Genomic DNA, 23,467 nt, shown 5'->3' with positions numbered 1-23,467 from the left:
GGCCGCTCGCCGCGGGGGCCCAAAAACAAACCCATGTCCCAAAATTTGTTCGGGGGGGGGGGGGGGGGGCCCCCCCCCCCCCCGACGTCGGCGTACGCCCTCCCGCTCGACCTCGGCGGACGAGTGGGCTGCGGCCTGCGCTACTCTTGAATGTCGCCGCTGTCGCACCGCGCTGACCGTGCGCGCTCCGAGGGCGGCGACAGCCGCATTTTCCCAGCTCCAAGCCCCAGGAAGTGACATGCCTCCGAAGAAGAAGCTCGTCAAGACGTTCACGCTTCAGCTGCCGGCGGGCCAGGCCACGCCGGCGCCGCCGGTCGGCCCCGCGCTCGGCCAGCACGGCGTGAACATCATGGAGTTCTGCAAGTCCTACAACTCGCAGACCGAGTCCCAGCGGGGCGACATCGTCCCCGCCGAGATCAGCGTGTACGAGGACCGGTCCTTCACGTTCGTGCTGAAGACCCCGCCCGCTGCCCGGCTGCTGATCAAGGCCGCCGGTGTGCAGAAGGGCTCGGGCGTTCCGCAGGCCGAGAAGGTCGGTTCGGTCAGCCGCGCCCAGCTGCGTGAGATCGCCGAGAAGAAGATGGCCGACCTCAACGCCAACGACCTGGCCCAGGCCGAGAAGATCATTGCCGGCACCGCCCGGTCGATGGGCATCACCGTCAACGACTGACGTCGGCCCGGACCTTCGACCCAACCGTGGGAGGGCACGCGCCGAGCGGGCCCGCCAGAGACCACAGGAGTAATCAGCAATGCAGCGCAGCAAGAGCTACCGCAAGGCCGCCGACGTCGTCGACCGGTCCAAGCTCTACACCCCCTCCGAGGCCGTGAAGCTGGCCAAGGAGACCACCAACGTCAAGTTCGACGCCACGGTCGAGGTCGCCATGCGCCTCGGCGTCGACCCCCGCAAGGCGGACCAGATGGTCCGCGGTGTGGTCAACCTGCCGCACGGCACCGGTAAGACCGCCCGCGTGATCGTGTTCGCCAGCGGCGCGAAGGCCGACGAGGCTGTCGCGGCGGGTGCGGACGAGGTGGGCACCGATGAGCTGGTCGCCCGGATCCAGGGTGGTTGGCTCGACTTCGACGCGGCGATCGCCACGCCGGACCAGATGGCCAAGATCGGCCGGATCGCGCGGATCCTGGGCCCGCGCGGTCTCATGCCGAACCCGAAGACCGGCACGGTGACCATGGACGTCACCAAGGCGGTGCAGGACATCAAGGGCGGCAAGATCACCTTCCGGGTGGACAAGCACTCCAACCTGCACCTGATCATCGGCAAGGCGTCCTTCTCGGAGAGCCAGCTGGTGGACAACTACGCCGCGGTGCTCGACGAGGTGCTGCGTGCCAAGCCCTCCTCGGCGAAGGGCAAGTACCTCAAGAAGGTCATCCTGACCACGACGATGGGTCCGGGTGTCCCGGTCGACCCGAACGTGGTGAAGAACCTGCAGGAGGGCTCGGCCGAGGCCTGAGCCGAACTCCGCTCCACCGGGGCGCCGCCACCACCGTGGCGGCGCCCCGGCGCGTCTGAGATGTGGCACGCTCGACCGCATGCGGCTGGAAAACATCTGGTTGCGGTACCACCGGCGGGGGTCGTGGGTGCTGCGGGGCGTGGACGTGCGGATCGGCCCGGGCGAGACGGCCGTCGTTCTGGGCCGCAACGGGGTGGGCAAGTCGACCCTGCTCCAGGTGGCCGCGGGGGTGCTCCGGCCGGGTCGGGGCCGGGTGACCGACCGGCCGGCGCGGGTGGGCTGGGTGCCGGAGCGTTTCCCGGCCGACCAGCCGTTCACCGTGGCCCGCTATCTGACCGGGATGGCCCGGGTGTCGGGGTTGGGCAGCGCGGCGGCTCACGAGGCGGTGAGCTCCTGGACCGAGCGGCTCGGGCTGTCCGCCTTCCGCTCGGTCCGGCTGCCGGAGCTGTCCAAGGGCACCGCGCAGAAGGTGGGCCTCGCCCAGGCGATGCTGCGTCCACCGGGCCTGCTGGTGCTCGACGAGCCGTGGGAGGGCCTGGACGCCGCCACCCGCGACCTGGTTCCCGAATTGATCGACGAGGTGCTGACCGACGGCGGTGCGGTCCTGGTGAGTGACCACCGCGGCGAGACGGTCCGGTTGCCGGGCGCGCGCCGCTGGTTGGTCACCGACGGCACGGTGACCGAGGAGACGTCGTCGGCGGACGAGACGATCGCCGTGGTCGAGGTTGCGGTTCCGGCCGCGCGGGTCGCCGGCACCGTCGCCCGGTTACGCGCCGAGGGGCACCAGGTGCTGCGGGTACGCTCCGACGCCCCGCCGACCCCGCCGGGTGATCCAGAGGCCCCGTACGACGCCGTGGCGGTCGAACAGGTGGCGGGGGAGGCCCGGTGAGCGCGCTGGTCCGGATGCGGCTGGCCGGTTTCCTGCGGACCGGGCGAGCGATGGCGCCACTGCTCGCGGGCCTGGTCACGCTCGGCATCCTCTACGGCGGTGGCCGAGCCCAGCCGGCGGAGGCGTACGGCGTCTCGGCGGTGGTGCTCTTCCCGGTCGTCGCCTGGCAGACAAAGATTCTTCTGGACGTGGAGCCGGACGTGCAGCGCCGGCTGGCGCAGGTGACGGTCGGGGTGGCCCGGGAGCGGTTGGCCGGGCTTCTCGCCGCCGGCGTGGCGGCGCTGGTGACGGTGACCGTTGCGCTGCTCTTCCCGTGGCTGGTCGGCGGGGTCTCCGGCCCGGTCGATCCGGGGGACCGGTCGATCCCGGTCGGGCTTGCCCTGGGGGTGTGGGCGCATCTGCTCGCCGCGCCCGCCGCGGTTGCCCTCGGCGCACTGGCGAGCCGGGCATCGGTGGGCGGTGCCGGGTACGGCGTCGCGGTGCTGGCTCTCGGTGGGGTCGGCGCGGTGGTGCTCGGCCTGGCCGGCTCGGTGGCTCCCTGGCTGGCGCCGCCGATCATGGCCGCGGCCCGGGCCACCGCAGGCGATGCCGCGGCGCTCACGCTGCTCGGGCTCAGCGCGTGGGCGTTGGCCTGGAGCGCCGCCGCGCTCGGCGGCTACCTGTGGCGGCGGCGGGTCCACGGCTGAGGGCTCGGAGGGCTGTTCGCGAAGGTGGCCCGGCCCACACCGGCCCGATTTGGCGCAGCTCACGGGCGTCGCGTACTCTTCAAACGTCATCCGTGTTCTCATGGATGAGGAACCACCCAGAGACCGCTGGTCACCGTGCTTCGGCACGGTCGAAGGTCCCGCGACATCGGGCGACCCGCGTAGGGCGGCAAGCGTAACTCGGCAGTGAGCATGGTCCGCCGACCGTGACGATCTTCCGGCCCTCGCCCCGTGCGCCCTGCGCCGGGGCTTTTCGTTGTCGTGCTGCCTCCGCCCCCGTTCCGGCTTCGGCTGTGACGGGGACCAGCCTCGAGTAACGAGAGAGGAGGGACATGGCGGACAAGCCGATCCGGGCCGACAAGGCCACGGCCGTCGCTGAGCTGACCGAAAGCTTCCGCAGCTCGGGCGCCACCGTGCTGACCGAGTACCGCGGTCTGACGGTTTCCCAGCTCACCCAGCTTCGGCGCTCGCTCGGCGCCGAGACCAGCTACACGGTCGCGAAGAACACGCTGGCGAAGCGTGCTGCGACGGACGCGGGCATCACCGGCCTCGACGAGCTGTTCACCGGTCCTACCGCGCTGACTTTCGTTTCGGGCGACGTCGTCGAGGCGGCGAAGGGGCTTCGCGATTTCGCGAAGGCCAACCCGAAGCTCGTCATCAAGGGCGGTGTCTTCGAGGGCAAGGCCATTTCCGCGGCCGAGGTCTCGAAGCTGGCCGACCTTGAGTCCCGCGAGGTGCTGCTGGCCAAGCTGGCCGGCGCGATGAAGGGCAACCTGAGCAAGGCCGCGGCCCTGTTCCAGGCCCCGCTGTCGAAGACCGCCCGCCTGGCGGCTGCCCTGCAGGACAAGCGTGAGAAGGAGGGCGCCGAGGCGGCCTGAGGCCCCCACGGCGCTCCAGTTCTTTACTTAACAGAATCAGGAAAGGACGCCAGATATGGCGAAGCTCAGCACCGACGAGCTGCTCGACGCGTTCAAGGAGATGACGCTGATCGAGCTCTCTGAGTTCGTGAAGCAGTTCGAGACGACCTTCGAGGTCACCGCCGCGGCTCCGGTCGCGGTTGCCCAGGGCGGCGGCGGCGCCGCTGCTGCTCCGGTCGAGGAGGAGCAGGACGAGTTCGACGTCATCCTCGAGGCTGACGGTGGCAAGAAGATCCAGGTCATCAAGGTCGTGCGTGAGCTGACCGGCCTGGGCCTCAAGGAGGCCAAGGACGCGGTTGAGTCCGCGCCGAAGGCCATCCTGGAGAAGGTCAACAAGGAGACCGCCGAGAAGGCGAAGGCCAAGCTCGAGGGTGAAGGCGCCAAGGTCACCCTCAAGTGACCTGATGTTCCACCAGCGCGTACCCGGCTCATGCGCCGGGACAACGATCGCGTCGCGGCGGGCGGTGATCCGACACGGATCGCCGCCCGCCGTGTTGGTGGATCTGGCGTCGACCCCACCTGAGCTGGCTCCAACGACCGGCGCCACTGACCCGAACGAGCGTGCCGGGGTCGCCCTCCAGTGGGAAAGAAGGGGCAACCCGGATACCGGCCCTTGACGCGGCCCGGGGCTGGCAGGCACGCTGACACCAGCAAGACACCGCGCTTGCGACGGCCACTACGTGGGTATGACAGCGGCGGCACCATCGGCCGCTGTAACCCGAGCGGCCCAGTGGGGACGTTGCGTTCTGAGCGGCCCGGCAGACCCCGGTTTACGGGGGCCGAGGCTCGTTCCGCAAACGACCCGCGGGGTGGGCTGGACAGCGGTTAGCCTGTCGGCTACACTGCTAGTTTGCGCTGCCTTCCGACTTGACCCCTGCTCGGAAATGTCCGTTTACGGATATTTCTGGTGGGGTCATTGGAGTGCACGCGTACCAGCCGTTCTGCAGCACCGGTCCTCGGAAGGACGCATCTTGGCAGCTTCCCGCCCTGCGAAGACCAGTCGTACGTCGAGCGCATTCGCTCCCCGCCGAGTTTCATTCGGCAGGATCACCGAACACCTCGAGGTCCCCAACCTCCTCGCCATTCAGAACGAGTCCTTCGACTGGCTCGTCGGCAACGAGGGTTGGCAGGGCCGGTCGGCGGACGACCCGCACGCACGCTCGGGTCTCGCGGAGATCCTTGAAGAGATCAGTCCCATTGAGGACTTCTCCGGCACCATGTCGCTCTCCTTCTCGGCGCCGCGCTTCGACGAGGTCAAGGCCTCGATCGAGGAGTGCAAGGAGAAGGACCTGACCTACTGCGCTCCGCTCTTCGTGACCGCGGAGTTCACCAACAACACCACTGGCGAGATCAAGAGCCAGACGGTGTTCATGGGTGACTTCCCGATGATGACGCCCAAGGGCACCTTCGTCATCAACGGCACCGAGCGCGTCGTGGTCAGCCAGCTCGTCCGGTCCCCGGGCGTGTACTTCTCCAAAGAGCCGGACAAGACCTCCGACCGCGACCTCTCCAGCGTCAAGGTCATCCCGAGTCGGGGTGCCTGGCTGGAGTTTGACATCGACAAGCGCGACACGGTCGGCGTTCGCATCGACCGCAAGCGTCGGCAGGCCGTCACCGTCCTGCTCAAGGCCGTCGGATGGTCGGCTGAGCGGATCCGTGAGCGGTTCGGTTGGTCCGAGCTCATGATGACCACGCTCGAGAAGGACCACATCGCCGGCGCCGACGAGGCCCTGCTCGATATCTACCGCAAGCTCCGCCCTGGCGAGCCGCCGACCCGCGAGAACGCCCAGACCCTGCTCGACAACCTCTTCTTCAACCCGAAGAGGTACGACGTCGCCAAGGTCGGGCGCTACAAGTTCAACAAGAAGCTCGAAGTCGCCGTGCCGATCACCACCGGCACGCTGACCGAGGACGACATCGTCGCCACCGTGGAATACCTGTGCCGGCTGCACGCCGGTGAGGACGGCTACGAGGCCGACGACATCGACCACTTCGGCAACCGGCGCCTGCGCACCGTGGGTGAGCTGATCCAGAACCAGGTTCGGGTCGGCCTGTCCCGGATGGAGCGGGTCGTCCGCGAGCGGATGACCACGCAGGACGTCGAGGCGATCACCCCGCAGACCCTGATCAACATCCGCCCGGTGGTGGCGGCGATCAAGGAGTTCTTCGGGACGTCTCAGCTGTCCCAGTTCATGGACCAGACCAACCCGCTGGCGGGTCTGACCCACCGGCGCCGGCTGAGCGCGCTCGGCCCGGGTGGTCTGTCCCGGGAGCGGGCCGGCTTCGAGGTCCGCGACGTGCACCCGTCCCACTACGGCCGGATGTGCCCGATCGAGACGCCGGAAGGCCCGAACATCGGCCTGATCGGCGCGCTGTCCACCTTCGCCCGGGTCAACCCGTTCGGCTTCATCGAGACGCCGTACCGGAAGGTCATCGAGGGTCGGGTCACCGACCAGATCGACTACCTGACCGCGGACGAGGAGGACCGGTTCGTCAAGGCCCAGGCCAACGCGCCGTTGAAGGCTGACGGCACGTTCGCCGAGGACCGGGTCCTGTGTCGTCGTAAGGGCGGCGAGACCGAGGACGTGATCCCGGCCGCCGTCGACTACATGGACGTGTCGCCGCGGCAGATGACCTCGGTCGCGACTGCCATGATCCCGTTCCTCGAGCACGACGACGCCAACCGGGCACTGATGGGCGCGAACATGCAGCGCCAGGCCGTGCCGCTGGTCAAGGCCGAGGCGCCGCTGGTGGGTACGGGCATGGAGTACCGGGCCGCGGTCGACGCTGGCGACGTGGTGGTCGCCGAGGTCGGCGGTGTGATCGAGGATCTCTGCGCCGACTACGTCACCATCCACCAGGACGACGGCCACCGCCGGACGTACCTGCTGCACAAGTTCCGCCGCTCCAACGCCGGCTCCTGCGTCAACCAGAAGCCGGTCGTCTTCGAGGGCGACCGCGTCGAGGCCGGTCAGGTCATCGCCGACGGTCCCTGCACCGACGAGGGCGAGATGGCGCTCGGGCGCAACCTGCTCGTGGCGTTCATGTGCTGGGAAGGCCACAACTACGAGGACGCGATCATCCTGTCGCAGCGCCTCGTGCAGCAGGACGTGCTCACCTCGATCCACATCGAGGAGCACGAGGTCGACGCTCGGGACACCAAGCTCGGCCCGGAGGAGATCACCCGCGACATCCCGAACGTCAGCGAGGAAATGCTCGCCGACCTCGACGAGCGCGGGATCATCCGGATCGGTGCCGAGGTCGTCCCCGGTGACATCCTGGTCGGCAAGGTCACGCCCAAGGGCGAGACCGAGCTGACCCCGGAGGAGCGGCTGCTTCGCGCGATCTTCGGTGAGAAGGCGCGTGAGGTCCGGGACACCTCGCTGAAGGTGCCGCACGGCGAGACCGGCACGGTCATCGGCGTGCGTACCTTCTCCCGCGAGGACGGCGACGAGCTGCCCCCGGGCGTCAACGAGCTGGTCCGGGTGTACGTGGCCCAGAAGCGGAAGATCCAGGACGGCGACAAGCTCGCCGGCCGGCACGGTAACAAGGGCGTCATCTCCAAGATCCTGCCGATCGAGGACATGCCGTTCCTGGAGGACGGGACCCCCGTCGACATCGTGCTCAACCCGCTGGGTGTGCCGAGCCGGATGAACATCGGCCAGGTGCTCGAAACCCACCTCGGCTGGGTCGCCAAGACCGGCTGGAAGGTCGAGGGCGACGACGCGTCCTGGAAGAAGCAGCTGCGTTCGATCGACGCGCACGAGTCCGAGGGGGACACGAACGTGGCCACCCCGGTCTTCGACGGCGCCCGCGAGGAGGAGATCGCCGGTCTGCTCTCGTCGACCCTGCCCAACCGGGACGGCAACCAGCTGATCGGCTCCAGCGGCAAGGCGCAGCTGTTCGACGGTCGCTCCGGTGAGCCGCTGCCGGACCCGATCGCGGTCGGCTACATCTACATCCTGAAGCTCAACCACCTGGTCGACGACAAGATCCACGCACGGTCGACCGGCCCGTACTCGATGATCACGCAGCAGCCGCTGGGTGGTAAGGCGCAGTTCGGTGGTCAGCGTTTCGGTGAGATGGAGTGCTGGGCGATGCAGGCGTACGGCGCCGCGTACGCCCTGCAGGAGCTGCTCACGATCAAGTCCGACGACGTGCTCGGCCGGGTGAAGGTCTACGAGGCCATCGTCAAGGGCGAGAACATCCCGGAGCCGGGCATCCCGGAGTCGTTCAAGGTGCTGCTCAAGGAGCTGCAGTCGCTGTGCCTCAACGTTGAGGTGCTCTCCAGCGACGGTGTGGCCCTGGAGATGCGCGAGACCGACGACGAGGTGTTCCGGGCCGCCGAGGAGCTGGGCATCGACCTGTCCCGGCGCGAGCCGAGCTCGGTCGAAGAGGTCTGAGGTGAGCGGTCGGGGGCCGGTCTACCGGCCCCCGACCTCGCCCGAGAATTAGCAGTACAGACGACGACATAGGGGACATAGTGCTCGACGTCAACTTCTTCGACGAGCTGCGCATTGGTCTCGCCACCGCCGACGACATCCGTCAGTGGTCGCACGGCGAGGTCAAGAAGCCTGAGACGATCAACTACCGCACCCTGAAGCCGGAGAAGGACGGGCTCTTCTGCGAGAAGATCTTCGGTCCGCAGCGGGACTGGGAGTGCTACTGCGGTAAGTACAAGCGCGTCCGGTTCAAGGGCATCATCTGTGAGCGCTGCGGCGTCGAGGTGACTCGCTCCAAGGTCCGTCGTGAGCGGATGGGGCACATCGAGCTCGCCGCTCCGGTGACCCACATCTGGTACTTCAAGGGCGTTCCGAGCCGGCTGGGCTACCTGCTGGACCTCGCCCCCAAGGACCTCGAAAAGATCATCTACTTCGCCTCGTACGTCGTGACGAGCGTGGACGCGGAGTCGCGTCACCGTGACCTCTCGACGATCGAGAACGAGATCCTCGCCGAGAAGCGGCAGTCCGAGAACAGCCGCGACTCAGAGATCGAGAAGCGCGCCGCCAAGCTCGAGGCCGACCTGGCCGAGCTGGAGGCCGAGGGTGCCAAGGCGGACGTCCGGCGCAAGGTCAAGGAGGGCGGAGAGCGCGAAATGCGCCAGATCCGCGACCGGGCCCAGCGCGAGATCGACCGCCTGGACGAGGTGCTGGACACCTTCCGCAAGCTGGAGCCGAAGCAGCTGGTCACCGACGAGCTGCTCTACCGCGAGCTGCGCGACCGGTTCGGTGAGTACTTCACCGGTTCCATGGGCGCCGAGGCGATCAAGGCGCTGGTCCAGAACATGGACCTCGACGCCGAGGCCGAGAGCCTGCGGGAGACCATCCGGTCCGGCAAGGGCCAGCGGAAGATCCGGGCGCTCAAGCGGCTCAAGGTCGTGGCGGCGTTCCTGAACACCCGCAACTCGCCGCTCGGCATGGTGTTGGACTGCGTCCCGGTCATCCCGCCGGACCTGCGCCCGATGGTGCAGCTCGACGGTGGCCGGTTCGCGACCTCGGACCTGAACGACCTGTACCGCCGCGTGATCAACCGGAACAACCGCCTCAAGCGGCTGATCGACCTCGGGGCTCCCGAGATCATCGTCAACAACGAGAAGCGGATGCTCCAGGAGGCCGTCGACGCACTGTTCGACAACGGCCGTCGCGGCCGGCCGGTCACCGGTCCGGGTAACCGCCCGCTCAAGTCGCTGTCCGACATGCTCAAGGGCAAGCAGGGCCGGTTCCGCCAGAACCTGCTGGGCAAGCGCGTCGACTACTCCGGCCGTTCGGTCATCGTGGTCGGCCCGAAGCTCAAGCTGCACCAGTGTGGTCTGCCCAAGCAGATGGCGCTGGAGCTGTTCAAGCCGTTCGTCATGAAGCGGCTGGTCGACCTGAACCACGCGCAGAACATCAAGTCCGCCAAGCGGATGGTCGAGCGTCAGCGCCCGGTCGTGTGGGACGTGCTGGAAGAGGTCATCGGCGAGCACCCGGTGCTGCTCAACCGGGCGCCGACCCTGCACCGCCTGGGCATCCAGGCCTTCGAGCCGCAGCTGGTCGAGGGCAAGGCGATCCAGATCCACCCGCTGGTCTGCACGGCGTTCAACGCCGACTTCGACGGTGACCAGATGGCGGTGCACGTGCCGCTGTCCGCCGAGGCCCAGGCCGAGGCACGCATCCTGATGCTGTCGTCGAACAACATCCTCAAGCCGGCCGACGGTAAGCCGGTCACCATGCCCACCCAGGACATGGTCATCGGTCTCTACCACCTCACCCACCGCATCGCCGGTGAGAAGAAGGGTGAGGGCCGGGCGTTCAGCTCGGACGCCGAGGCCCGGATGGCCTTCGACAACGGCGAGCTGCACCTGCAGGCGCTGGTGAAGATCCGCCTGCGCGGCGTGACCGAGGTCGACAACGGCGCCGGTGCCGAGCAGTGGACCGCCCCGGAAGGCTGGGTCGAGGGTGACGCGCTGACCGTGGACACGACCCTGGGTCGGGTGCTGTTCAACGAGACGCTGCCGCAGGGCTACCGCTTCGTGAACTACGAGATCCGCAAGGGTCAGCTCTCCGCGATCGTCAACGACCTCGCCGAGCGCTTCCCCAAGGTGGCGCTGGCCGCCACCCTGGACGGGCTCAAGGAGGCCGGTTTCCACTGGGCCACCTGGTCCGGCGTGACGATCGGCATGGAGGACGTCATCGCTCCGCCGCGCAAGGCGGAGATCCTGGCGAAGTACGAGAAGGAAGCCGACCGGATCGACAAGCAGTACCAGCGTGGTCTGATGACCGCCGAGGAGCGTCGCGGCGAACTCATCGAGATCTGGACCAAGGCGACCAACGAGGTCGCCAAGGAGATGGACACCGCGCTGCCGCAGGAGAACCCACTGTGGAAGATGATCCACTCGGGTGCCCGCGGTAACCTGCTCCAGCTCCGGCAGATCGCGGCGATCCGTGGTCTGGTGGCAAACCCGAAGGGCGAGATCATCCCGCGGCCGATCAAGGCCAGCTACCGGGAGGGTCTGTCCGTGCTGGAGTACTTCATCTCCACGCACGGTGCCCGTAAGGGTCTTGCCGACACCGCGCTGCGGACCGCCGACTCGGGTTACCTGACCCGTCGTCTGGTGGACGTCTCGCAGGACGTCATCATCCGTGAAGAGGACTGCGGCACCGACCGGGCGATCCCGATGCAGATCGGCGAGAAGCTGGACGGCAAGCTCGTCGTCCACACCCACGCCGAGACCAGCGTGCACGCCCGGACCCTGGCCGACGACATCAAGGGGCCGGACGGCACCGTGGTGGCCGAGCGCGGTCAGGACCTCAACTCCATCGGGGTCGACAAGATCGTCGCCGCCGGCGTGGAGACGGTCCGGGTGCGCAGCGTGCTCACCTGCGAGTCCAAGCTGGGTGTCTGCGCGGCCTGCTACGGCCGGTCGCTGCCGACCGGCAAGTCGGTCGACATCGGCGAGGCGGTCGGCATCATCGCCGCCCAGTCCATCGGTGAGCCCGGTACGCAGCTGACGATGCGTACCTTCCACACCGGTGGTGTCGCGGGTGAGGACATCACCCAGGGTCTGCCGCGTGTCCAGGAAATCTTCGAGGCTCGGGTCCCGAAGGGTAAGGCGCCCATCGCCGACACCCCCGGCCGGATCCGGATCGAGGACGGCGAGCGGTCCCGCAAGATCATCGTGGTTCCGGACGACGGCAGCGAAGAGATCGTCTACGACAAGATCTCGAAGCGGGTCAAGCTCCGGACCCACGACGGCGGCCACGTCGCGGTCGGCGAGAAGCTGACCGAGGGCACCATCGACCCGCACGAGCTTCTGCGGATCATGGGTCCGCGGGCGGTCCAGGTCCACCTGACCAGTGAGGTCCAGGAGGTCTACCGCTCGCAGGGTGTGCTCATCCACGACAAGCACATCGAGATCATCATCCGCCAGATGCTCAAGCGGGTGACGGTCATCGACTCCGGCTCGACCGAGTTCCTGCCGGGCGTGCTGGTCGACCGGGCGCTGTTCGAGTCGGAGAACCGCCGGCTCGTCTCGGAGGGCGGCGAGCCCGCCGCTGGTCGTCCGGTGCTGATGGGTATCACCAAGGCCTCGTTGGCCACCGACTCCTGGCTCTCGGCGGCCTCCTTCCAGGAGACCACCCGGGTGCTGACCGACGCTGCGATCAACTCGCGCAGCGACTCGCTGGTCGGCCTCAAGGAGAACGTGATCATCGGCAAGCTCATCCCGGCCGGTACGGGCATCAGCAAGTACCGCAACGTCCGGGTGGAGCCGACCGAGGAGGCCAAGGCCAAGGTCTACTCGATGACCGGCTACCCGGAGACCGACTACGGGTTCGGGCCGGCCAGCGGGCAGGCTGTGCCGCTGGACGACTTCGACTTCGGGTCGTACCGCTAAGCACCAATCACACGACGAGGCCCCCGGCGGATGCCGGGGGCCTCGTCGTGTCCGGACCGGCCCACCCCCGGCCCGAGTTCGGCATGATGGGGGGATGACGACCGCACCCGGGCAGGTGGCAGTCGCGCAGCAGGGCCTGCGCCACCCGCTGGACCCGGATCCGGCCCGCGCCACGAAGGTGCGGGCGGTTATCGCGCTGGGGCTGCTCGGCCTGCTGACCGGGCTGTTCATCGGTGGGGTGGTGCCGGCGACGGTGGCACTGCAACTGGCCCGGCAGGCGCGCCGTGAGGCGTACGCCTCGGGGGGTTTCCTCACCGGGAGCGCCTGGCTGCGACAGGGGGAGCGGATGGCCTGGACCGGCCTGGTGTTGGCCGCGGTCAGTGTGGTGGCCGCGGTGGTCATCGGGGTGGTTCGGTTGGCCGGTGCGCCGTTCGGCCACGATTACCCGGCGAACATGGACTGAGCCATCCGTGGCCGCGCCCGGCGCGGGCGGCGGCACTCTCGGCGGTAGCCTGGCCGGTGTCGCCGTGTGGCGGTGGCGGCCTTTCGACAGGAGGACCTCGTGACGGAACCGGCCCGGCCCCCTGCGGACGAACCGGCCGGCCATCCGGACGCGCCGTCCGAGCCGAGTGGCTGGGCACGGCCAGGCCCGAGCAGCGAGCCGCACCCACCCGCGTCCACGCCGGGTTGGGGCGGGCCGCCACCTTCCGCGCCGCACCCCGGCTGGGGTGCGACAACCCCGCCTGACTCCGCGCAGCCGTACCCGGTCTCCGGAGCGCAGACCCCGCCGCCGGGGTGGGGCCCGCCGTCGTCCGGGGCTGGCATGCCGCCCGGGTGGGGCCCGCCGTCCTCCGGGGCTGGCATGCCGCCCGGGTGGGGCCCGCCGTCCTCCGGGGCTGGCATGCCGCCCGGGTGGGGCCCTTCGGCGCCGGGCCATGCCCCCGGCTGGGGTGCCGCGCCGGGGCATCCGGTGCCACCGCCCACCGACGACCAACGCCGGCCGCCGAAGCGGGTGGAGATGGTGCCCGGTACGCCGTTCGGCGTCGTGCACCTGGACGTGGCGCCGGTCACCTCCGGGCTGGCCATCGGTGCGCTGGTGGCCGGGGTCGCGTCGGTCCTGGTCTCACTGCTGGTGATCTGCTTCGGGGTGGCCTTCGTGGACGAGGGCGGGGCCTGGGCTTCCGGAGCGTTCGCCGCGCTCGCCGTACTGGCCGGCCTGGCGGCGGTCGTCGCCGGCCTGCTCGGCCAACGGCAGATCCGCAGGTCGACCGCGCCCTCCGCGGTCCGGTTCACCGGCCGAGGGCTGGCGGTGGCCGGGATCAGCTGTGGCGCGGTGGGGGCGCTGCTCAGCCTTGTGGGCCTGGGCCTGGCGCTGCTTCTCGCCCTGACGTGAGGCCGGCCACCATCCGATCCGCCACCTGACGCGGTTCCCGGCACCCGCCCCGGGGGCGACGGGTGGTCCCGAGGGGAAGCCGGTACACTTGTGCTCGTAGGTGCCCATCGCGGGCGACGGGGCAGGGCGAGATCCGGCCGGCGGGTGTGAGACGGTCGCCGGGCGATTGCGTTTTGACCTGGGCGGTTGTGGTAGGTACTCTTCCCCCTTGTGCCCGGGCATGCCCGGGCAACTCGTGCGTGCGCTGTTTCCGGAGATCGGACGGCGGCACGACAAGACAAGGATCCGGGGCGGGGCGACCCGCGCACCGGTGACAGACACCCGGTTGCACGCGAGAGCGTCCGCAACGGGACCGTGATGAGGGCGACACGCCCGACCGCGGGTGCCGGGGCCTCCGCAAGGTGGCCCTGGTCGGAATGTAGGAGAGCCGGTCATCAGGCCGGCTAACGAGCAGACGGCGCGGCCGCGAATGCGGCCGAAGGGAGCGGAGAAACCCGGTGCCCACGATCCAGCAGCTGGTCCGAAAGGGCCGCAAGGCAAAGACGAGTAAGACCAAGACCCCGGCGCTGAAGGGTTCCCCTCAGCGGCGCGGCGTGTGCACCCGCGTGTACACCACCACCCCCAAGAAGCCGAACTCAGCGCTGCGCAAGGTCGCTCGTGTGAAGCTCAGCAGCCAGATCGAGGTGACCGCCTACATCCCGGGTGTCGGTCACAACCTGCAGGAGCACTCGATCGTGCTCGTTCGCGGCGGCCGGGTGAAGGACCTCCCCGGCGTGCGTTACAAGATCGTTCGCGGTTCGCTGGACACCCAGGGTGTCCGCAACCGCAAGCAGGCGCGCAGCCGTTACGGCGCCAAGAAGGAGAAGAGCTGACATGCCGCGTAAAGGACCCGCTCCGCGGCGGCCACTGGTCGCTGACCCGGTGTACAACTCGCCGCTGGTCACCCAGCTGGTAAACAAGATCCTGCTGCGCGGCAAGCGCCAGCTCGCCGAGACCATCGTGTACGCGGCCCTTGAGGGCTGCCGCGAGAAGTCCGGCACCGACCCCGTCGTCACCCTCAAGCGGGCGATGGACAACGTCAAGCCGACCCTCGAGGTGCGCAGCCGTCGTGTCGGTGGCGCCACCTACCAGGTTCCGGTCGAGGTCCGCCCGACCCGGGCGACCACCCTGGGCCTGCGCTGGCTGGTCACCTACTCCCGCGCTCGGCGGGAGAAGACCATGGTCGAGCGGCTGATGAACGAGCTGCTGGACGCGAGCAACGGCCTCGGTGCCGCCGTCAAGCGGCGCGAGGACACGCACAAGATGGCCGAGTCGAACAAGGCCTTCGCGCACTACCGCTGGTAACACCCTGGTTCCGGCGCCCACGGGCGCCGGAACCGCCACCAGTTGAGTCGAGACGACGATAAGTAGGGATTGAAGTGGCCGCCGCAGACGCGCTCGCCAACGTACGCAACATCGGCATCATGGCGCACATCGATGCCGGTAAGACCACGACCACCGAGCGAATCCTCTTCTACACCGGCATCACGTACAAGATCGGTGAGGTCCACGAGGGCGCTGCCGTCATGGACTGGATGGAGCAGGAGCAGGAGCGTGGTATCACCATCACCTCCGCTGCTACCAAGTGTGAGTGGAAGGGCCACACGATCCAGATCATCGACACGCCTGGCCACGTCGATTTCACGGTCGAGGTCGAGCGGTCGCTGCGGGTCCTGGATGGTGCGGTCGCGGTCTACGACGGTGTTGCCGGCGTGGAGCCGCAGACGGAGAACGTCTGGCGGCAGGCCGACAAGTACAACGTCCCGCGCATGTGCTTCGTCAACAAGCTCGACCGGACTGGCGCCGACTTCTTCCGCTGCGTGCAGATGATGATCGACCGGCTGAACGCCACCCCGCTGGTGCTCCAGATCCCGATCGGGCTCGAGGGCGACCACATCGGTGTCGTCGACCTGATCGGCATGCGCGCTCTCACCTGGCGTGGGGAGACCCAGAAGGGTGACGACTACGCGATCGAGGAGATCCCGGCCGACCTGGCCGACTCCGCGGCCGAGTGGCGCGAGAAGCTGCTGGAGACCCTCGCTGACGTCGACGACGCGGTGATGGAGAAGTACCTGGAGGGCGAGGAGATCTCCGCCGAGGAGATCAAGGCCGCCATCCGGCGTGCCACCATCGCCGGCAAGGCCAACCCGGTGCTCTGCGGCTCGGCGTTCAAGAACAAGGGCGTTCAGCCCATGCTCGACGCCGTGGTCGACTTCCTGCCGTCGCCGCTGGACGTTCCGGCGATCGAGGGTACGGCCACCGACGGCGAGACCCCGCTGATCCGGAAGCCGTCCAAGTCGGAGCCCTTCGCCGGCCTGGCCTTCAAGATCCAGACGGACAAGCACCTCGGCAAGCTCACCTACGTCCGGGTCTACTCCGGCCTGCTCGAGTCCGGCTCCCAGGTGGTCAACTCCACCAAGGACCGCAAGGAGCGGATCGGCAAGATCTACCAGATGCACGCCAACAAGCGGGAAGAGCGTCCGTCGGCGCAGGCCGGCGACATCATCGCCGTCCAGGGTCTCAAGCAGACCACCACCGGCGACACGCTTTCCGACCCGGCGAACCCGGTGATCCTGGAGTCGATGACCTTCCCGGAGCCGGTCATCTCGGTGGCGATCGAGCCGAAGACCAAGTCCGACCAGGAGAAGCTCGGCACCGCGATCCAGCGGCTGGCCGAGGAGGACCCGACCTTCCGCGTCCGTCTGGACGAGGAGACCGGTCAGACGGTCATCTCCGGCATGGGCGAGCTGCACCTGGACATCCTGGTCGACCGGATGCGCCGCGAGTTCAACGTCGAGGCCAACGTCGGCAAGCCGCAGGTGGCGTACCGCGAGACCATCCGCCGCAAGGTGGACAAGGTCGAGTACACCCACAAGAAGCAGACCGGTGGTTCCGGCCAGTACGCCCGCGTGATCGTGAGCGTCGAGCCGCTGCCGCTGGACAACGACTCGCCGACCTACGAGTTCGCCAACGCCGTCAGTGGCGGCCGTATCCCCCGGGAGTTCATCCCCTCGGTGGACGCCGGCGCGCAGGACGCACTGCAGTACGGCATCCTCGCGGGCTTCCCGCTGGTCGGTGTGAAGCTGACCCTGCTGGACGGCCAGTACCACGAGGTTGACTCGTCGGAAATGGCATTCAAGATCGCCGGCTCGATGGTGATGAAGGACGCGGCCCGCAAGGCCGATCCCGCACTGCTTGAGCCGATGATGGCCGTTGAAGTCACCACTCCTGAGGAGAACATGGGTGACGTCATCGGTGACCTCAACTCCCGCCGCGGCATCATCCAGGCGATGGAGGAGCGCAGTGGCGCCCGCATCGTGAAGGCTCTGGTGCCGTTGTCGGAGATGTTCGGCTACGTCGGCGACCTGCGGTCGAAGACCCAGGGCCGGGCTAGCTACAGCATGCAGTTCGACTCCTACGCCGAGGTTCCGCAGAGCGTCGCGAAGGAGATCATCGCCAAGGCAACGGGCGAGTAACTTCCCCGAGCAGGTGATTCGTGGTTGGTCGCGGGAGGGTTCACCCGCCCGCGGCCACCACGATCGGATCGCGTGAGACCGGGCCTGTAGGCTTCATCGCCGCAGAACCCACAAAGAGACTCTCCGGCCGTCAGGCCGGAAAGGCTGTCGACAGAGTCCTAAGCGCCGACCGGCGCGCCGGGCGTACGAACCAAGAAGTCCACAGGAGGACACCAGTGGCGAAGGCGAAGTTCGAGCGGACTAAGCCGCACGTCAACATCGGCACCATTGGTCACATCGACCACGGTAAGACGACGCTGACGGCGGCCATCACCAAAGTCCTGCACGACCAGTTCCCGGACCTGAACCCTTACACGCCGTTCGACGAGATCGACAAGGCGCCGGAGGAGAAGGCCCGCGGCATCACGATCTCTATCGCGCACGTCGAGTACCAGACCGAGTCGCGGCACTACGCGCACGTCGACTGCCCCGGGCACGCGGACTACATCAAGAACATGATCACCGGTGCCGCGCAGATGGACGGCGCGATCCTGGTGGTCGCGGCGACCGATGGCCCGATGCCGCAGACCCGCGAGCACGTGCTGCTGGCCCGTCAGGTTGGCGTGCCGTACATCGTCGTGGCGCTCAACAAGAGCGACATGGTCGATGACGAGGAGCTCCTGGAGCTCGTCGAGCTCGAGGTCCGTGAGCTGCTCTCCTCGCAGGAGTACCCGGGTGACGACCTGCCGGTCGTTCGGGTTTCGGCGCTGAAGGCCCTCGAGGGTGACCCCGAGTGGACCGGCAAGCTGCTGGACCTGATGACCGCGGTCGACACCTCGATCCCGCAGCCGGAGCGCGAGATCGACAAGCCGTTCCTGATGCCGGTTGAGGACGTTTTCACGATCACTGGTCGTGGCACCGTCGTCACCGGTCGCGTGGAGCGCGGCGTTCTCCTGCCGAACGAGGATGTCGAGCTCGTCGGTATCAAGGAGAAGAGCTTCAAGACCAAGGTCACCGCGATCGAGATGTTCCGGAAGACCCTGGACGACGCCCGCGCAGGCGAGAACGTCGGCCTGCTGCTGCGTGGCACCAAGCGCGACGAGGTCGAGCGCGGCATGGTCGTCGTGAAGCCGGGCTCGAACACCCCACACACGGAGTTCGAGGCGACGGTCTACATCCTCTCCAAGGAGGAGGGCGGCCGGCACACCCCGTTCTTCCAGAACTACCGTCCGCAGTTCTACTTCCGGACCACGGACGTCACCGGTGTCGTCACCCTCCCCGAGGGCACCGAGATGGTCATGCCGGGTGACAACACCACCATGTCGGTGAAGCTGATCCAGCCCATCGCCATGGAGGAGAACCTCAAGTTCGCGATCCGCGAGGGTGGCCGTACCGTCGGCGCCGGGTTCGTCACCAAGATCTCCAAGTGAGCTAGGTAACCCCGATTAGACCGGCCGCCAGTCGTGCGGCATACTAGTCAGGTTGCGTAACGACAGTTCGTCGCCTGTGTTCGGCTTTCGCTGAACCTCCAGGTGATGGCACCGTCGAGCGTAGGGTGGTTGGCGGCCCAGTCGCCAACCACCCTCGCACGGCGTTCAGGTCGCGGTAATGCGATCGGCGCCTTGACCCCCGCGCGGTCAGCACCACTCCGGAACCACGGGGCGGAGCCCGGCCCGAGGGCGCGACACGCCCGACCGCGGGGGTCGGCGAAGTGGGCCTGTGCCAGCCGGTGCAGGCGCCCGCAACACAGCGGCATCGAGAGAAGGAACAGAAGCCACCATGGCGGGACAGAAGATCCGCATCCGGCTCAAGGCCTATGACCACGAGGTCGTCGACTCCTCGGCTCGGAAGATCGTCGAGACGGTGACGCGCACCGGGGCGCAGGTCGCGGGCCCGGTGCCGCTGCCCACGGAGATCAACCGTTTCTGCGTTATCCGCTCGCCGCACAAGTACAAGGACTCGCGCGAGCACTTCGAGATGCGCACGCACAAGCGGCTGATCGACATCATCGACCCGACCCCGAAGACGGTCGACTCGCTCATGCGCCTCGACCTGCCGGCTGGCGTCGACATCGAGATCAAGCTGTAGGGACCGGACAAATGGACAGGCAAGTCAAGGGGATCCTGGGCGCCAAGCTCGGCATGACCCAGGTCTGGGACAACAACCGTGTTGTTCCCGTGACCGTGGTCGAGGCCGGCCCGTGCGTCATCAGCCAGGTTCGTAGCGCCGAGAAGGACGGTTACTCAGCGGTCCAGCTGGCGTACGGCACCATCGACCCGCGCAAGGTCAAGAAGCCGATCAGCGGGCACTACGCCAAGGCGGACGTGGCGCCGCGCCGGCACATCGTCGAGCTGCGCACCACGAACGCTGGGGAATACTCGCTCGGCCAGGAAGTCACTGTCGACGAGTTCCCGGCCGGCGTCACCATCGACGTCACGGGCAAGACCAAGGGCAAGGGTTACGCCGGTCCGATGAAGCGGCACGGCTTCCACGGTCTGGGCGCGGGCCACGGTGTCGAGCGTAAGCACCGTTCGCCCGGCTCCATCGGCGCCTGCGCCACTCCGGGTCGTGTCTTCAAGGGCACCCGGATGGCCGGCCGGATGGGTGGCGTGCGGTACACCGTGCAGAACCTCACCGTCCAGGCGGTCGACACCGAGAAGAACCTGCTGCTCGTTCGGGGTGCCATTCCTGGTCCCAAGGGCGCGCTGGTTCTGGTCCGTACCGCGGCGAAGAGCAAGGTGAAGAAGGGCGGTGCGGCCAAGTGACCACCGTTGACGTACGCACCGTCGAAGGCACCACCAGCAGCTCGGTCGAGCTGCCGGCGGACATCTTCGACGTGCAGGCCAACGTCGCGCTGATGCACCAGGTCGTGGTGGCCCAGCTCGCGGCGGCCCGACAGGGCACGCACAAGGTCAAGACCCGCGGCGAGGTCGCCGGTGGCGGCAAGAAGCCGTACAAGCAGAAGGGCACCGGTCGCGCCCGGCAGGGCTCGATCCGCGCGCCGCAGTTCGCCGGCGGTGGCGTGGTGCACGGTCCCGTACCGCGTGACTACAGCCAGCGGACCCCGAAGAAGATGAAGGCCGCCGCGCTGCGTGGTGCCCTCTCCGACCGGGCCCGCGCCAGCCAGGTGCACGTCGTCGAGGCGTTCGTCTCGGGCGAGAAGCCGTCGACCAAGGCGGCCCTGGCCACGCTGACCAAGCTCACCGAGGCCCGTCGGGTCCTGGTCGTGCTGAGCAGCACCGACGAGCTGAACTGGGTGTCACTGCGCAACGAGCCGCGGGTGCACCTGATCGAGTCCGGCCAGCTGAACACGTACGACGTGCTGGTGGCCGACGATGTGGTCTTCACCAAGGACGCCCTGGACGAGTTCCTGGGCGTGCCCGCCGAGACCACCGAGGAGGGTGGCAAGTGAGCACGATCGCCGACCCGCGCGACATCATCGTGGCGCCGGTCGTCTCGGAGAAGAGCTACAGCGAGCTGAACCGGAACTGGTACACCTTCCTGGTGCACCCGGACGCGAACAAGACCGAGATCAAGATCGCTATCCAGCAGATCTTCAACGTCCGCGTCCTGACGGTCAACACGCTCAACCGCCAGGGTAAGCGCAAGCGCACCAAGACCGGTTTCGGTCAGCGTAAGGCGACCAAGCGGGCGATCGTGAAGCTGGCTGACGGTGACCGCATCGAGGCCTTCGGCGGCCCGGTCAGCTGAGGGGTGTAGACAATGGCTATCCGTAAATACAAGCCGACGACGCCGGGCCGACGTGGCTCCAGTGTCGCTGACTTCGCCGAGATCACCCGGTCCACGCCGGAGAAGTCGCTGGTGGTTCCGCTGCCGAAGAAGGGCGGGCGTAACGCCCACGGCCGGATCACCACGCGGCACCACGGCGGCGGTCACAAGCGCCAGTACCGTCTGATCGACTTCAAGCGGGTCGACAAGGACGGCGTGCCGGCGAAGGTCGCTCACATCGAGTACGACCCGAACCGCACGGCGCGCATCGCGCTGCTGCACTACGCCGACGGCGAGAAGCGGTACATCATCGCGCCGAAGGACATGAAGCAGGGCGACCGCATCGAGTCCGGCCCGGGCGCCGACATCAAGCCGGGTAACAACCTGCCGCTGCGCAACATCCCGGTTGGTACCACGATCCACAACGTGGAGCTGCGTCCGGGTGGCGGGGCCAAGCTGGCCCGGTCCGCCGGTGTCGGCATCCAGCTGCTCGGCCGCGAGGGGGCGTACGCGACCCTGCGTATGCCGTCCGGCGAGATCCGGCGCGTGGACGTGCGCTGCCGCGCCAGCGTCGGCGAGATCGGCAACGCCGACCAGTCGAACATCAACTGGGGCAAGGCCGGCCGTATGCGGTGGAAGGGCAAGCGCCCGACCGTCCGTGGTGTCGCCATGAACCCGGTCGACCACCCGCACGGTGGTGGTGAGGGTAAGACCTCCGGTGGTCGCCACCCGGTCAACCCGCAGGGTAAGCCCGAGGGCCGCACCCGTCGTAAGGGCCAGCCGAGTGACCGGATGATCGTCCGCCGCCGCTACGCCACGCGTAAGCGCGGCTGAGGGAGATAAGACATGCCTCGCAGCCTGAAGAAGGGCCCGTTCGTAGACGACCACCTGCTCAAGAAGGTGGAAGTACAGAACGACAAGGGCTCGAAGAACGTGATCAAGACCTGGTCGCGGCGCTCGACGATCATCCCCGAGATGCTCGGGCACACGATCGCCGTGCATGACGGACGCAAGCACGTCCCGGTGTTCGTGACCGAGGCGATGGTCGGGCACAAGCTCGGCGAGTTCGCGCTGACCCGCACGTTCAAGGGTCACGAGAAGGACGACCGGAAGAGCCGTCGGCGCTGACGCCGCGGGCATACGGATAGAGGGAACAAGGGGTTACAGCGATGCCAGGAAAGGGCGACGCTCCGGTGCTTCCGGGCGCGCGGGCGGTTGCGCGGCACGTGCGCATCTCGCCGATGAAGGCGCGCCGGGTGGTCAACCTCGTCCGCGGCCTGCCCGCGAAGGAGGCGCTCACGGTGCTGCAGTTCGCGCCGCAGGCTGCGAGCGAGCAGGTGTACAAGGTGCTCGCTAGCGCGATCGCCAACGCGGAGAACAACGAGCGGCTGGACCCCGACGCGCTGCTCGTCAGCGAGGCCTTCGTGGACGAGGGCCCGACGATGAAGCGGTTCCAGCCGCGGGCGCAGGGTCGGGCGTACCGCATCCGCAAGCGCACCTGCCACATCACCGTGGCGGTCGAAGCGGTCGCGCCGGCGGCGCCGAGGAAGGCCGCGGCGAAGAAGGCCGCCCCGGCCACGGAGGCCGCACCGGCCGAAGCGCAGAGCAAGACGGAGGACGCCGAGTAATGGGTCAGAAGGTTCACCCCACTGGGTTCCGGCTCGGCATCTCGACCGACTGGAAGTCCCGCTGGTTCGCGGACAAGCTCTACAAGGACTACATCGGCGAGGATGTAAAGATCCGCCGCATGATGTCCAAGGGCCTGGAGCGCGCCGGGATTTCCAAGGTCGACATCGAGCGCACCCGCGACCGGGTTCGGGTCGACATCCACACCGCCCGGCCGGGCATCGTCATCGGCCGTAAGGGTGCGGAGGCCGACCGGATCCGCGGCGAGCTTGAGAAGCTCACCGGCAAGCAGGTTCAGCTGAACATCATCGAGGTGAAGAACCCCGAGTCGGACGCTCAGCTCGTTGCGCAGGGCGTGGCCGAGCAGCTGTCCAGCCGGGTCAGCTTCCGTCGGGCGATGCGCAAGGCCATGCAGTCGGCCATGAAGAACCCGGTCTGCAAGGGCATCCGGGTTCAGGTCTCGGGTCGCCTCGGCGGCGCCGAGATGAGCCGGACCGAGTTCTACCGTGAGGGCCGGGTTCCGCTGCACACGCTGCGGGCCAACATCGAGTACGGCTTCTTCGAGGCCCGTACCACGTTCGGCCGGATCGGTGTGAAGGTCTGGATCTACAAGGGCGACGCCGTCATGGGCCGGGAGACTCCGGCAGAGGCCGGTCCGTCCCGCCCGCGTCGTGGTGAGCGCGGCGACCGTCCCGAGCGTCCGCGCCGTGGCCGGTCCGGTTCGTCCGGCACCACGGCTGGTGGCACCGAGGCCGGCCGGGCTGCTGCGACCACCATCGCGCAGCAGGCCGAGACGCCGAGCGGCGAGCCGGTCGACAGCGCAGCTGTCGCCGCCACGGCTTCCGCTCCGGCAGAGACGCAGCAGGAGGGCTGAC

At 68.2% G+C, this 23,467-nt stretch carries 22 protein-coding genes; all 22 read left to right on the top strand.

Annotated features, from left to right (window positions below; all coding sequences use genetic code 11):
* The first annotated feature begins 238 nt into the window (after positions 1–238).
* The 22 genes from rplK to rpsC all read left to right on the top strand — a co-directional run bounded on the left by rplK (position 239) and on the right by rpsC (position 23,466).
* Positions 239–670, top strand: coding sequence for a 50S ribosomal protein L11 (gene rplK, locus ABZS37_RS05820; protein ID WP_110563109.1), 432 nt, complete (start codon positions 239–241; stop codon positions 668–670).
* A 79-nt stretch (positions 671–749) separates the two neighbouring features.
* Entirely contained in the window at positions 750–1,466 is a 717-nt protein-coding gene (rplA, locus tag ABZS37_RS05815; protein WP_355165841.1) for a 50S ribosomal protein L1, read from the top strand.
* Between the two features lie 79 nt (positions 1,467–1,545).
* Positions 1,546–2,355 (top strand): ATP-binding cassette domain-containing protein, encoded by an 810-nt coding sequence (locus ABZS37_RS05810; RefSeq protein ID WP_355165839.1) that lies wholly within the window; start codon positions 1,546–1,548, stop codon positions 2,353–2,355.
* A complete protein-coding gene (locus tag ABZS37_RS05805; RefSeq protein WP_355165837.1) occupies positions 2,352–3,041 on the top strand; it encodes a hypothetical protein in 690 nt (229 codons plus the stop codon). Before ABZS37_RS05810 ends, ABZS37_RS05805 begins: the two co-directional genes overlap by 4 nt.
* 350 nt (positions 3,042–3,391) lie before the next feature.
* On the top strand, positions 3,392–3,937 hold the full coding sequence (gene rplJ, locus ABZS37_RS05800) for a 50S ribosomal protein L10 (protein WP_354995014.1): 546 nt from the start codon (positions 3,392–3,394) through the stop codon (positions 3,935–3,937).
* 55 nt (positions 3,938–3,992) lie between these two features.
* Positions 3,993–4,376: a 50S ribosomal protein L7/L12 gene (gene rplL / locus ABZS37_RS05795; protein ID WP_355165835.1), complete on the top strand. Its 384-nt coding sequence runs from the start codon at positions 3,993–3,995 to the stop codon at positions 4,374–4,376.
* Between the two features lie 571 nt (positions 4,377–4,947).
* Positions 4,948–8,379 (top strand): DNA-directed RNA polymerase subunit beta, encoded by a 3,432-nt coding sequence (locus ABZS37_RS05790; RefSeq protein ID WP_354995016.1) that lies wholly within the window; start codon positions 4,948–4,950, stop codon positions 8,377–8,379.
* Between the two features lie 80 nt (positions 8,380–8,459).
* Positions 8,460–12,350, top strand: a complete 3,891-nt coding sequence (locus ABZS37_RS05785; RefSeq protein ID WP_355165833.1) for a DNA-directed RNA polymerase subunit beta' — start codon at positions 8,460–8,462, stop codon at positions 12,348–12,350.
* 94 nt (positions 12,351–12,444) lie between these two features.
* Positions 12,445–12,813: a hypothetical protein gene (locus tag ABZS37_RS05780; RefSeq protein ID WP_355165831.1), complete on the top strand. Its 369-nt coding sequence runs from the start codon at positions 12,445–12,447 to the stop codon at positions 12,811–12,813.
* A 549-nt stretch (positions 12,814–13,362) separates the two neighbouring features.
* Positions 13,363–13,743, top strand: coding sequence for a hypothetical protein (locus ABZS37_RS05775; protein ID WP_355165919.1), 381 nt, complete (start codon positions 13,363–13,365; stop codon positions 13,741–13,743).
* A 497-nt stretch (positions 13,744–14,240) separates the two neighbouring features.
* Complete coding sequence (gene rpsL, locus ABZS37_RS05770) at positions 14,241–14,615, top strand: 30S ribosomal protein S12 (protein WP_354995019.1); 375 nt, start codon at positions 14,241–14,243, stop codon at positions 14,613–14,615.
* A 1-nt stretch (position 14,616) separates the two neighbouring features.
* Complete coding sequence (gene rpsG / locus ABZS37_RS05765) at positions 14,617–15,087, top strand: 30S ribosomal protein S7 (protein WP_030489583.1); 471 nt, start codon at positions 14,617–14,619, stop codon at positions 15,085–15,087.
* A 74-nt stretch (positions 15,088–15,161) separates the two neighbouring features.
* Entirely contained in the window at positions 15,162–17,258 is a 2,097-nt protein-coding gene (gene fusA, locus ABZS37_RS05760) for an elongation factor G (RefSeq protein ID WP_355165829.1), read from the top strand.
* Between the two features lie 215 nt (positions 17,259–17,473).
* Positions 17,474–18,667 carry an elongation factor Tu gene (tuf, locus tag ABZS37_RS05755; RefSeq protein ID WP_354995021.1) on the top strand — a complete coding sequence of 398 codons (1,194 nt, stop codon included), beginning with the start codon at positions 17,474–17,476 and terminating at the stop codon, positions 18,665–18,667.
* Positions 18,668–19,016: 349 nt separating this feature from the next.
* The gene (rpsJ, locus tag ABZS37_RS05750) at positions 19,017–19,325 is read left to right on the top strand and encodes a 30S ribosomal protein S10 (RefSeq protein WP_007073037.1); all 309 of its coding nucleotides are present in this window, start codon (positions 19,017–19,019) and stop codon (positions 19,323–19,325) included.
* An 11-nt stretch (positions 19,326–19,336) separates the two neighbouring features.
* Entirely contained in the window at positions 19,337–20,002 is a 666-nt protein-coding gene (gene rplC, locus ABZS37_RS05745) for a 50S ribosomal protein L3 (RefSeq protein ID WP_355165827.1), read from the top strand.
* Positions 19,999–20,649, top strand: coding sequence for a 50S ribosomal protein L4 (gene rplD, locus ABZS37_RS05740; RefSeq protein ID WP_354995023.1), 651 nt, complete (start codon positions 19,999–20,001; stop codon positions 20,647–20,649). The genes rplC and rplD overlap by 4 nt, the downstream gene beginning before the upstream one ends.
* A complete protein-coding gene (gene rplW / locus ABZS37_RS05735) occupies positions 20,646–20,948 on the top strand; it encodes a 50S ribosomal protein L23 (RefSeq protein WP_007465304.1) in 303 nt (100 codons plus the stop codon). Before rplD ends, rplW begins: the two co-directional genes overlap by 4 nt.
* 12 nt (positions 20,949–20,960) lie before the next feature.
* Positions 20,961–21,800 (top strand): 50S ribosomal protein L2, encoded by an 840-nt coding sequence (gene rplB / locus ABZS37_RS05730; RefSeq protein ID WP_355165825.1) that lies wholly within the window; start codon positions 20,961–20,963, stop codon positions 21,798–21,800.
* Between the two features lie 12 nt (positions 21,801–21,812).
* On the top strand, positions 21,813–22,094 hold the full coding sequence (rpsS, locus tag ABZS37_RS05725; protein ID WP_007465299.1) for a 30S ribosomal protein S19: 282 nt from the start codon (positions 21,813–21,815) through the stop codon (positions 22,092–22,094).
* Between the two features lie 41 nt (positions 22,095–22,135).
* Positions 22,136–22,594: a 50S ribosomal protein L22 gene (gene rplV, locus ABZS37_RS05720; RefSeq protein ID WP_007465297.1), complete on the top strand. Its 459-nt coding sequence runs from the start codon at positions 22,136–22,138 to the stop codon at positions 22,592–22,594.
* Positions 22,594–23,466: a 30S ribosomal protein S3 gene (gene rpsC, locus ABZS37_RS05715; protein WP_272613589.1), complete on the top strand. Its 873-nt coding sequence runs from the start codon at positions 22,594–22,596 to the stop codon at positions 23,464–23,466. Before rplV ends, rpsC begins: the two co-directional genes overlap by 1 nt.
* Position 23,467: the final 1 nt, after the last annotated feature.

This window comes from Micromonospora sp. NPDC005413 (genome assembly GCF_040606435.1).
GTDB lineage: Bacteria > Actinomycetota > Actinomycetes > Mycobacteriales > Micromonosporaceae > Micromonospora.
This window is presented reverse-complemented; position numbering and strand designations above follow the sequence as displayed.